The 11508-nt window shown below is 57.1% G+C and carries 8 protein-coding genes and 1 pseudogene; 6 read left to right on the plus strand and 3 right to left on the minus strand.

The features are described 5' to 3' along the window. Nucleotides 1-99: 99 nt before the first annotated feature. Nucleotides 100-819, minus strand: coding sequence for an RraA family protein (locus tag IVA82_RS14520; RefSeq protein ID WP_247493343.1), 720 nt, complete (start codon nt 817-819; stop codon nt 100-102). A gap of 1312 nt (nt 820-2131) precedes the next feature. Between IVA82_RS14520 and IVA82_RS14530 the strand changes: the two genes are divergently transcribed. The 4 genes from IVA82_RS14530 (at nt 2132) to IVA82_RS14545 (ending at nt 7038) form a co-directional block, all read left to right on the plus strand. Then, nucleotides 2132-2902: a hypothetical protein gene (locus tag IVA82_RS14530; protein ID WP_247493337.1), complete on the plus strand. Its 771-nt coding sequence runs from the start codon at nt 2132-2134 to the stop codon at nt 2900-2902. 110 nt (nt 2903-3012) lie between these two features. Beyond that, nucleotides 3013-3834: an enoyl-CoA hydratase-related protein gene (locus IVA82_RS14535; RefSeq protein WP_247493338.1), complete on the plus strand. Its 822-nt coding sequence runs from the start codon at nt 3013-3015 to the stop codon at nt 3832-3834. A 752-nt stretch (nt 3835-4586) separates the two neighbouring features. Then, the gene (locus tag IVA82_RS14540; protein ID WP_247493339.1) at nt 4587-5786 is read left to right on the plus strand and encodes an acyl-CoA dehydrogenase family protein; all 1200 of its coding nucleotides are present in this window, start codon (nt 4587-4589) and stop codon (nt 5784-5786) included. An 88-nt stretch (nt 5787-5874) separates the two neighbouring features. Beyond that, nucleotides 5875-7038, plus strand: coding sequence for an acyl-CoA dehydrogenase family protein (locus IVA82_RS14545; RefSeq protein WP_247493340.1), 1164 nt, complete (start codon nt 5875-5877; stop codon nt 7036-7038). A 12-nt stretch (nt 7039-7050) separates the two neighbouring features. Here the strand turns inward: IVA82_RS14545 and IVA82_RS14550 are convergent. After that, nucleotides 7051-7229: pseudogene (locus tag IVA82_RS14550) on the minus strand (ISL3 family transposase); the annotation flags it as partial. A gap of 263 nt (nt 7230-7492) precedes the next feature. After that, nucleotides 7493-8380: an SDR family oxidoreductase gene (locus tag IVA82_RS14555; protein WP_346659672.1), complete on the minus strand. Its 888-nt coding sequence runs from the start codon at nt 8378-8380 to the stop codon at nt 7493-7495. An 87-nt stretch (nt 8381-8467) separates the two neighbouring features. On the opposite strand from IVA82_RS14555, the gene IVA82_RS14560 reads away from it, so the two are divergent. Then, complete coding sequence (locus IVA82_RS14560) at nt 8468-10192, plus strand: thiamine pyrophosphate-binding protein (RefSeq protein WP_247493341.1); 1725 nt, start codon at nt 8468-8470, stop codon at nt 10190-10192. Between the two features lie 145 nt (nt 10193-10337). Continuing rightward, on the plus strand, nt 10338-11123 hold the full coding sequence (locus IVA82_RS14565) for a GntR family transcriptional regulator (protein ID WP_247493342.1): 786 nt from the start codon (nt 10338-10340) through the stop codon (nt 11121-11123). Nucleotides 11124-11508 lie beyond the last annotated feature (385 nt).

The raw sequence follows: 11508 nt of genomic DNA on the forward strand, positions 1-11508 counted from the left end.
CTTGGGTGACCCATCCCAGCTCTCCATGCCGAAAAACGAATCTCCCGAAAATACCAGCAATTCCAGGATCAAAGATCGCGACTTTCTGACTCAGTAAGACTAGTGGATCTCTCCTGAGCGCTTCACCGCCTCTTTGAGCTTCTCTAGCGAGAAGTCGGCCGAGCGAGCGATCTCCAGGATCGGCTGCTCGCGACGGCCGCAAACCTCGGCCGCGTCGGGTAATTTTTCGGCGAGATCGATTGGGATCACGATTGCGCCATGGCGGTCAGCATGAATGAGGTCACCGGAACGAACGGTCATGCCAGAAACGCGGACTTCTCCACCAAAGCCGTTGACATGCACCCAGGCATGTGACGGGCCAATCGAGCCGGCGAGTACCTGGAAGTCGTGCGCCCACTGCGGGATGTCGCGGACCGAGCCGTCGGTAATGACGCCGAGACAGCCCAGCGCCTTGTGCACATTACTCTGTACCTCGCCCCAGAACGCGCCGTAGCCAATATCGGCTCCGTCAAGGTCCTGAATCACCACAATTCGAGGGCCGAACCCAGTGCCGACGTAGTTGTAATAATCAATGCGACGCTTCGCCTGTTCGGCGGGCGACAACTTGGATCGCACTACCGAACGGATCGTCGCGGTACGGGCGAAACCCACAATCGGCGGCAGATCGGGGAACGGACAGAGCAATGGCTTAGTCGTGTACCCAATCAGCCGCCGCTCCGGCGCGACTATTTCCATTGCGTTGCAAATGGTCGCGGTGTCGTAGCGCGCGAGCGCTTCCATGACGGAAGCCGCCAAGGGCGCAGCAATAGGCGTATTCATAGGCCCTAATCCAGACTTATGGGATGTCAATTGCTCGACGATGAGGCGCACGAGCAAACCGAACTGCCGGTGATAGATGTAAATGGCCACGACACGCGGTTCGCCCTTCGGACCTAGACATAAAGGCTTGTTGCCGCCTAAAGACCGCGGAGATCGCCCCGGGTTGCAGGAATTCTACAGACGAGCCGGCGCCTTGTATCGATTTCGACGCTGAGCGCATGGCGATCGACGGGGAGTTACTCCAAGCGACTATTACCCTCGGTAAGGGGAGATTTCAAGAATGCGCTCGGCACCGCGCGCGTGGTCACCGTCGATGCTAGGGTCTATCCGCATGTTGGGCTGAACAAGTTTACTCAGACTCTGCGTGCTGATCTTCGATTATGCACCTTGGCCGCCGTTCGTGCATAAGGTGCTGGCTGAGCGCGCGCAGGAATGCGTGTTGCGGCGCTGCGCAAGACCATGATCGCGTACCACACCTGTCGCATCCGATGTCGAGGATCACTATCGAACAGCCATAATGCCCTCGACGAAGTATGGTCCTGTCCATTTTGGAGGTATCGATGCAGGACTGTGCGGATCCGACGGCCCTTTGTTGGCTGGTGGGCCAGCGCATCTTCAACTAAGCAGGTAAGCTCAAACCTGAGCCGCCGTCTCGCGTCGGAGCGACAAAAGCCGGGATTGGAATACAACAGGTTTGATTCCGACGGCTCGTTTCCAGCCTTGCCCCGACGATGCCGCCGCCCCGTTTAGGTTGAACTGGACCGCAGGTGAGTCAACCACGAGAGGAGGATCATCTGCATAATCTTGCTGCCAGAAGCGGGTGTCTAAACGCGCGGGCTTTGCTGGCGCGGTGCCCCTGGCGCTCGCTGGCGTCTGGTGTGCGGTGAAGATCGCTCCGCTGGGCGAAGGCGCGTCTATCGTCGAACGGATACTGAAGTGAACTTCGATCAATATGCTTGAACAACGCGATTCCGCCGAGAGACGCAGATTTTAATCGTCAGCGGTCGTTACCCGCTGAAATCCTGCGAGATGGCAAGCATTTTAATCATTTCACTGTTCACGCTCCTGATATGTTCCTGCATCGATGCTTACGAAAGATGTCCGCGCGCTTAGAAAATTCGGATCCGCGCAGAACTCGTACCATCTTGTTTGGGGGAATTGTCAGGGGATCTCGGCGGGAGAAAGCGACTCTGAGCTCCGCCTTTGGCTCAACGATCATTTCGCGCAAAAAGTCAAAGTATCTATCCTCAGTCAGTTTACAGACGCATGAGAAAGCTGCTTCGAAAAAGCAGATTACGAAAGGAGAAAGAAGATGCCCGAACCGCTGGTGATCAAAAGCAAGGATATGGTCTTTTCACAAATTCATCCCGAGGCGGGTGGGTATGCATCTCAATGTCAAGTTATCGGGCCAGAGATCAGCAAGACGATTTGTGCGGGCATTGCCACCTACGACGGTTGTTCTATCGAGCGCAAGATCAGCTACGACGAAGTCGTTGTCGTGCTGGACGGAATGTTCCGAATCCGGACCGAGGACAACTATAGCCGTGTGATCGAAGCGAACTTCGGCGATGTGATCTGGTTACCGAAGGGCACAAAGTTAAAGTACGAGGGTGAAAAGGCTAAGGTATTTTACGGAAGATGCCCCGTCGACTGGGATACGCGCCCTGCTGTTGCTGATGAGCCTCCGTCAACTGAAGTGATGCACTTTGTGGCGGGAGACATGGTTTATTATCAAATGCGAGTTCACGAGGGCGGTTATTCGTCCACCTGTAGCTTGATCGGTCCGGTCATCAGCAAGACGCTCGGCGCTACTGTTGCGACGTTTGACGGCGCCTCTGTGGATTGGACAACCAAATATGATCAAGCCTCTGTCGCCCTCGGTGGCAACATGAGGGTTGTTACGGGCGAAAACTATAGCAAGGTACTTGAGGCGAAGCTCGGCGATATAATCTGGCTGCCCGAGGGCACTAAGCTGAAATATCAGGGAGACAGAGCAATCAACTTTTGCGTCCCTTATCCTATCAACTGGCGCTCACGAAACCAACGGCCGAGGCCGCCCTATTGGCCGGCATCGGTCCGATAAACACCGGTAGCAACTCGAACTATTTTACACGTGAAGGGTTGCGCCCAGTGCTCACGCCGGCCAGCGTCAGCTCCGGGTGCGATCTTCACCCAGCGTCAGGACAGGACGATATGTCCCAGAGAGCAGAAGTTGACTCGGGCACCGATGAGTTATTAGCCGAGACTCGGGGTCGTGTTGCGGTGCTCACGCTCAACAGGCCTCAGTCCCGCAATGCCCTGTCAAAGAGCTTAAGCTCTGCATTGGGAAAATTGCTAAGGCAGTTCGACGAAGATCCCCAAATCGGTGCTATTCTTCTTACGGGCGCAGGTGGTTCATTCTGCGCTGGCGGCGACGTGAAGAATATGGCCCAGACGGTCATGGCGGATCTGACTTTCGATCAGCGCGTGGCTGATTTGCGCGGAAGTCAACGAAACGTCTGGGGCGCTTTGGTTGCCGTTCGTAAGCCCACCATTGCAGCGATCCCAGGTGCGGCGGCCGGAGCGGGACTGGCGCTCGCCCTAGCATGCGATATTCGAATCGCTTCACAGTCCGCGGTCCTCATAACTGCTTATGCGCGGGTCGCTCTTTCTGGGGATTGCGGAATTGCGTGGCTGTTGACGCGTCTTGTCGGCTTCTCCCGCGCGCGAGAGCTCATGTTTCTTTCAGAGCGCTTAGACATGCAGCGGGCGGAGACGCTTGGGCTGGTCAACCGTGTAGTACCTGATGCAGAATTGAAGGACAATTCTCTCGCACTTGCCACATTACTTGCGGACGGGCCGACATTTGCGTACGGCCGCATGAAGGACAACTTAGACCACGCCCTAACCGCAAAATTTCAGGAATCGATGGACTTTGAAGCAGAAAACCTAATTAGAACAGAATTGTCCTCAGATCACCAAGAGGGCGTGCGTGCTTTCGCGGAGAAGCGGAAGCCGAATTTCAACAGCACATGAAGGCGCTCGGCTACCCCAGTGCAAACCCAATTGAAATAATTGCATCCATGTTGTGGGTGAGTGTCTTGCAGCTAAGTCATTTTAAAGCCGGTCGCTGTCGTAGCTCGCCCAGGGTCCATAGATGAGCAGCTGATGGCCGGTGGTGGCGTCCTCGCCAGACTGACAGGCCCTGGGATCGGGTCATGTTCGTTTCGGCTAGGCGAAAAGAAGCAACAAGTCTTGTACCCAAGCAGACAGTGCGGAATCGTGCTGATCTCTCCATGCGAAACAGGTGCCGATAGCCGACCAAAATCGCAAGCGGGATTCAGATATCGGCGAAACAATAGGCCTTTAACAACCACGTGCTCGACCAATTTGCTCGAGTCGGTCCGCGCTGTGACAAAGCTGCATTTGCGGTTAAGCGAAGACTCTCAAAGAGCGATCGTAGCTCGGCTTCTGTGAATCGGGCGGCAGCCAAAGAAACGCCTGAGGCGCTGCCAGCCCGCGGAAATGCCTGAAGACAATTCGAACAAACAACATGTGCGACTGGCGTCTGTGGCGAAGTCCAGTTCCGTGCCCGTTCCTCCTCGATTTCGCGCATGCTCCCGGCCGAGTCCGATGGTTCTGTCCTTAGGAACGCATGAAAGCTGAGCAGTTTTCGGCTTTAATGCATGTATTCGGCTGAAAACCCTCGGAATCGTAAGTTTTTATGTCAACCCTCGGATATATTCCAATTGGATCGGCGCGCTGCATCGCGCCTGTAGGAAGCGACAATGGATCTCAATTTTACCGCCGACGAACTCGCCTTCCGCGATGAAGTTAGGGCATTTTGCCGCTCCGCAATCCCCGCAGATATCCGGGAGAAGTTGATTGCGGGTAGGCATCCCAGCAAGGACGACAAGCTCCGCTGGACACGCATCTTGGCCCAGAAGGGCTGGGCCGTGCCGCACTGGCCGGTCGAGTATGGCGGTACGGGCTGGACGCCGATCCAGCATTACATCTTCAACGAGGAGGTGAGCGAGACGCCGGCGCCGGAACCGGCCGGGAGTGGCATCAATTTGGTCGGCCCGGTGATCTATACTTTCGGCAATGAGGCCCAAAAGAAATACTTTCTGCCGCGCATAGTGAATTGCGATGACTGGTGGTGCGAAGGGTTCTCCGAGCCCGGGGCTGGCTCTGACCTCGCTTCACTCAAGACGCGGGCCGTGCGTGATGGCGATTACTATGTGGTCAATGGTCAAAAAATCTGGACATCGTTGGCGCAATATTCCAACTGGATTTTTTGCCTGGTCAGGACCGATCCTCAGGCGAAGAAGCAGCGGGGTATCTCATTCCTTCTCATTGACCTGACGTCTCCGGGTGTCACCGTCCGTCCGATTCAGCTGTTCGATGGCTATCCCGAAGTTTGTGAAGTGTTCTTTGACGATGTGCGTGTTCCCGTCGAGAATCGGGTCGGCGAGGAGAACCGCGGCTGGGAATACGCCAAATTTGTGCTTGGAAACGGACGCGTCACGATTGCTCGTGTTGGCCTTTCCAAAGAGTGTATCCGGCGCATCAAGGAGCTCGCTTCGCGTACCCGCGTTGGCGACGAGCGGCTGATTGATCGAGCCGATTTCCGCAAGAAAATTGCCGCTATCGAGGTCCAGCTAAAGGCGCTCGAGATGACGCAACTTCGCGTGGTGGCCAACCAATCGAAACTCGAGAAGGGGATGCAGGATCCGGCGAGTTCGATCCTTAAGATCAAAGGCTCGGACATCCAACAAGCGACAGCGGAGCTTCTGATGGATGTGCTCGGTCCTTACGCGCTGCCCTATCAATCAGAGGAGGACTTCCAGCGCGACGAGCCGCCGATCGGTCCGGAGTGGGCCGGGCCAATCGCACCCGCATATTTCAATGGTCGTAAGGTACCGATCTATAGCGGGTCGGACGAGATCCAGAAGAATATCATCGCTAAAGTCGTCCTCAAGCTCTAACGCCTGGCGGACCCGGTCCCAAGGATGGTGGACTTACTGGCAAGGTTTGAGGGGCGAGGTTATGGCCCCGATTCAGGAGGGTTTTGTAGTGGATCTTGATCTTTCCGAGGAGCAGCGGCTCCTCAAGGACGGAGTCGAGCGCCTGATGCGCGAGCGTTACGGCTTTGATGACCGCCGCAAGTACCGGATGGAGACACCGGGATTCAGCGAAGCGATGTGGGCGCGCTATGCCGAGCTGGGGCTTTTGGGGCTGCCGTTTTCTGAGGCCGATGGAGGCCTTGGAGGCGGTGCGGTCGAGACGATGATCGTCATGGAAGCTTTCGGAAAGGCGCTGATCCTCGAGCCTTATTTCGCAACCGTGGTCCTTGCAGGCGGGCTCCTGCGGCATGGAGCGAGTGAAGCGCAGAAGTCCAATCTCATTCCTGCTGTTGTGGAAGGTCGGACAAAGCTTGCCTTTGCTTATGCCGAACCGCAATCACGCTATGATCTGTTCGATGTTGAAACTCGGGCGAAGAAGGACGGAGAAGGGTGGGTACTGAACGGCACAAAGGGTTTGGTCCTCCACGGCGACGTAGCGGACAAGATCATCGTATCAGCGCGAACGGCGGGAGGGGTCCGGGAGAGGGGCGGGATTGGTCTTTTCCTGGTTGAGGGTAATGCGCCGGGTCTCGTTCGTCGCGGCTATCCGACACAGGACGGACTGCGCGCGGCCGAAATTGCGCTTAAGAATGTCCGTGTTGAGGCAGCTGATGTTATGGGCGATCCAGCCGACGCTTTTCCGGTCATCTCGCGAGTTGCAGACGAGGCGGTTGCAGCTTTGTGCGCTGAAGCCGTCGGCTGCTTCACTGAAATGCATGCCATTACCCTTAACTACCTAAAGACGCGCAAGCAGTTCGGCACAACGATCGGCTCCTTCCAGGTGCTCCAGCACCGGGCGGTCGACATGTTTGTTGAGCTGGAGCAGTCGCGTTCCATGGCGGTGTATGCCACCATGATGGCAGGAGAAGCGGATGCGGTCGAGCGCGAACGTGCGATCTCGGCGGCAAAGGCCCAAATCGGACAGTCTTCAAAAGCGCTCGGGCGACAGGCGATCCAGCTCCATGGTGGCATCGGTATGACGATGGAATATAGCATCGGTCATTACTTCAAGCATGTGACCATGATCGATACGTTGTTCGGCGATACTGACCAACATCTTCATCGGCTTGCCTCTCTCGGCGGGCTCTTTGGTCAGCAAGCAGTGCATCCATAGGCGCCGTGCGTCCGGGAGGGCCCTTGCCGCAGCTTCGTCATATCCCCCGCCGCGATCGCGAGCGACCATAGCGATCGTGGAATGAGCGGCGAGCCAGGCGATAACCTTGAGCGGATCAGCCGCGGGACGGTGACGGCGTCGAACCAGCGCAGGAGAGTATCCTTACTCACTGACAGCATCAGCCGCCTTGCGAGTCTGGGCTAGCTGTGTCGTGCAAATGCCTTAGATGATGTCTGCTTCAGGACGAAGCTCGATTGCGAAACGACAAAGTCGCGGTTCGCGCGGCTTTGTCGTCATTCGTGTAGCCTGTCCGTGGCTGGGCAGCATCTGGAGTGCCACGGTCCAGCTTTTGGCCGCTCTTGCAGTCTCGGAAGCCAGCTCGGAATTCGAACATAATCTAGATCGGACTACGCTTGCATGAGTTCGCAGGCTTCAGCCCCGAATTCAGCCGCAGCTAAAGTGTCAGACCACCATCTATGACGATAGTCTGTCCTGTGATCATGGGCGCTGCAAAGCCAAGATAGACGATCGTTTCGGCGATGTCCTCGGGAACGCATCTACGCCGCAGCGGAGTTCGCTCGATGGAGCTTTGCCTTTGAGCTTCCGTCCACTCGATCTGCCAGGTGCTATCAACCGCGCCCGGCGCCACCGCGTTAATCCGGATCTCTGGTGCGAGACCTTGAGCAAGATGGCGCGTGATCGCAATGATACCGGCCTTGCTTGCCGCATAGGCCAGACTAGATCCTCTCGACGTCAATGCTGACACTGAGGCCAAGCTCACGATCGCGCCTCTCGATTGTCGCAAGGACGGTGCAGCCGCGCGCGTGCATCGGAAAAGCCCGATGAGGTTCGTGTCCAACACCGCCGACCACACCTCGTCAGTAATGAGGTCGAGATCGGAAGACGAAATGGACTTCCGTGCTCCAGGCGTGCCAGCATTGTTCACGAGAAGGTCAAGTCCCCCCATCTTGTCGAGGGCGACGTTTACGAGTTCTGCCTCCTTCCCATCACCTATGACGCCAGGTACGCCGAACACGTCGTAGCCGTCCGCGCGGAGCTTGCTGACCTCCTCAGGCGCTCTTGGATCATCGGGAAGGTGATTGAGCGCAACAGTGCACCCTGCTTCTGCCTCTGCTTCAAAGTCGCCAAGCCGATGCCTGACGCTGCACCGGTGACGAGCGCTCTTTTTCCCGACAGTTCGTAGCGGATCATGGTCTCTCCTTTGCTGGTTTCTCTCACAAGCGAGCCGTCGTGGGCGCAGCCAAGGCCCTCCGATGCGGGCGGTGGAACTCGCATTGACGGGACTTTTTATATCATATAAAAAGCTCGCGCAACGCGAGATACCTCACGCCGGTACGGTGCCGTGATTCAGGCTAGATGCCGATCCTGAGGCGTTTACAGGGCTAGACCACTAAAGAGATGAGGTAAGATGAGCAATTTAAAGTTGTCAAAGGTCGATACTGCGGTCGCGCCGGCCCGCCGCATGACTGGAGGGCGCTTCATCGCCGAGACCATCAAGGCGAAAGGTATCTCTCATGTCTTCTTCATGGATGCCGTTCTGCGGCGGGCGCTCACCGAGATGGAAGATCTCGGCATCAAGCGGATTCTTGGGCACTCGGAAAAGGGCATCGCGTACATGGCTGACGGCTATGCACGCGCATTGCGGCGCCCGGCCGTTTGCATGGCGCAGTCCGTCGGAGCCGCCAATCTTGCTGCGGCTCTCCAGGAGTCCTGGTTTGCCTACTCGCCCGTTGTCGCGTTGACGGGTCGTCACGCGGCCACCTACCAGTACCGAAATGCCTATCAGGAACTTCCACACGAGCCGCTTTACGCCTCCGTCACGAAGTTCAGAGGTCGAGTGGATGAGGTTTCGCAATTGCCCCATCTCCTGCGTCAAGCATTCAGAGAGGCGACCACCGGCGCCTCCCGCCCTGTCCATCTCGACATCGCCGGCTATACGGGCGACATCGTTGGCGCCGCCGAATTCACGGCTGCCATCTTTCCCGAAGAAACCTTCGCGAAGGTGCCAGCTTTCCGTCTCTCTCCGGATCCCGAATCGCTCAGTCGTGCTGCGGCTGCGATCGCGGCTTCGGAGCGCCCCGTGATTCTTGCAGGCGCTGGCTTAATGATGTCGGGAGCCGAAGGAGCGCTGAAGGCGCTCGTCGAGCACCACGGAATTCCAGTGGTGATGTCCCTTGACGCGAAGCACGCTCTTCCGGAGTTTCATCCGCAAAACGGAGGGGTGGCCGGAACCTACTCGCGGAGCTGTGCAAATCAGATCCTGCATGATGCGGATCTTGTCATCTACGTCGGCAGCGATACTGGCGACATGATCACGAACCACTGGAAGCTGCCGAAGCCAGAGACGCAGATCGTACAGATCGACATTGATCCGGCGGAGCTTGGTCGCAACTTTCCCGAAGCGATTGCTGTACACGGCGATCCGAAAACGGCTCTCGAGCGCCTCGACTCGGAACTGCCATTTCGTGCACGAGCAAATTGGCAGCGAAAGGTTACTGATTACGTCGCCGAATGGCGGGCAGAAGCGGAGACCGCGCGGTCGTCTGAGGCAATGCCAATCAGGCCGGAGCGTCTGTGCCGGGAGATCTCGGACTGGCTGCCGAAGAACGCAATGCTGGTGGCCGATACCGGCTACGCATCGCATTGGAGCGGGACGCTCGTCTATCTCACTGACCCGGCCCAGGGCTACCTTCGAGCCGCCGGCTCTTTGGGGTGGGCTTTCCCGGCTTCGCTCGGCGTCCAGTGCGCTATGCCAGACCGCCCTGTCGTCTGCTTAACCGGCGACGGTGGCTTCATGTATCATCTTCCCGAGCTGGAAACGGCTAGGCGGCATGGTCTCAACGTGATCACGATCGTGGACAACAATCATTGCCTTGGACAGGGCAGAAGAAACATCGACATCGCCTACGAAGGTAGGAAAGGCAATAAAGAGGAGATCTTCGCTTATCGAGACACGGATTTCGCACAAATCGCGCGCGATTTCGATTGTTTCGGTGTGCGCGTCGAAAAGCCCGGTGACTTGGCCAAAGCTTTCGACCATGCGCGCCGGTCCGGAAAGCCCGCAGTTATAGACGTGGTGACAGACTTTGAGGCGCTCGCTCCCTTGCCCTGGACCCCGCCCTCCGGAGGCTAGACCGGCGTGGAGCGTTCGACGGATTGTCAAAGGGGCCTGTACGGCCCCTTTGAACTTTCGTAGCGCGTTGCGGCCGTGGTACACGGTCGTGGCATAGAAGCGGGCCACCACGAGTCGCGCCGCACCGAGACAGGAAACAGGAAAAATGAGAAAGGATGGATCTCTAGCCGCAGATGCTTCTGCTGCCTCAGCCAACTTGCTCATGCCAAGGGATATGGATCGGCTGCACGTCGGGCGCGACAACTTGCACGCCCGGGCATACTTCCAGCTTCGCAAGGCTCTGATGGCCGGCCGGTTCCGGCCGGGTCAGCGGCTTCTATTGAAGCCATTGGCCCAGGAACTTGGAGTGAGTGTCACGCCTGTCAGAGAGGCGCTCCTCCGGTTGGCTTCTGAACGCGGGCTCGTTCCGCACCAGTCACGCACGATGATGGTTCCGGTCTTGAGTGTGGCCCGGTTCAGGGAAATTCGGGACATTCGAATCGAACTGGAAGGCCGCGCTGCGGAAGCTGCTGCGAACAACATCTCATCGCAAAGTGTCTCCGCTTTGGAGAAAATGCATGAGCAGCTGATGCTCGCAAGGCGGCGTCGCGATGTGCAGACCGTGCTATCGATCAACGAGGAGTTTCATTTCAGGATCTACCGATCATCGGATTTGCCTGTGGTTTGCGGATTAATCGAAAATCTGTGGGTTCAAATGGGTCCCCTTCTCACGCTCAATGACTTCAGCGAATCCGCAACCGCGAAGGATCATCCTCACCGTTCGATATTGGCGAGCTTAGCCGCAAGAGATGGTGCAGGCGCACGCCTTGCTCTTGCAAATGATATACTCTGGGCCAGCAAATATCTTGAGAAGGCGGTCATCAGGCTGAATCAACCCATCGACGACAACAAGAAAAAACAACGTTCGGCTTCAACTGCCGGCGCAAATTGACGGCAAGCTCTGTCAACTAGATCGCCCTGTACTTTAGATGAGACGTGAACAAACGTTCGCTTGGGCGCTTAGCACTAGCTGTTCAGCAGGCGCGCGCACCGCATTCGTTTCATTCTGTAGATCATTATTCCGACGTGCTTCCAAGAGCTCAGCGTTTCATCAAGGAGGCTTGTACGCGCAGTTCATGCCTGCCCTTTGCCGCTCTTTCCCTCGCGCGTGGCTGATCGAGACATCTCAACGGTAGCATGGAAGCAGAATGGGCTGCAGATCATTGAGCGTCATTAACAGTAACCGGTATGAGCTCCCACGTCTGCGGTGATCAGCGGGCGCGAGCGTAGCGGATCGGCATCCAGTATTGGCGCATGGCCTCGACGGCCGCTGGAAG

Origin of the sequence: Bradyrhizobium sp. 142, assembly GCF_023074015.1 — a bacterium.
In the GTDB taxonomy this organism is placed as follows: Bacteria; Pseudomonadota; Alphaproteobacteria; order Rhizobiales; family Xanthobacteraceae; genus Bradyrhizobium.

Coding starts and splice junctions, on each gene's coding strand:
- IVA82_RS14540 (WP_247493339.1), top strand. CDS start 4,587: ATGGATCTCAATTTTACCGCCGACGAACTCGCCTTCCGCGATGAAGTT.
- IVA82_RS14520 (WP_247493343.1), bottom strand. CDS start 819: ATGAATACGCCTATTGCTGCGCCCTTGGCGGCTTCCGTCATGGAAGCG.
- IVA82_RS14565 (WP_247493342.1), top strand. CDS start 10,338: ATGAGAAAGGATGGATCTCTAGCCGCAGATGCTTCTGCTGCCTCAGCC.
- IVA82_RS14530 (WP_247493337.1), top strand. CDS start 2,132: ATGCCCGAACCGCTGGTGATCAAAAGCAAGGATATGGTCTTTTCACAA.
- IVA82_RS14560 (WP_247493341.1), top strand. CDS start 8,468: ATGAGCAATTTAAAGTTGTCAAAGGTCGATACTGCGGTCGCGCCGGCC.
- IVA82_RS14535 (WP_247493338.1), top strand. CDS start 3,013: ATGTCCCAGAGAGCAGAAGTTGACTCGGGCACCGATGAGTTATTAGCC.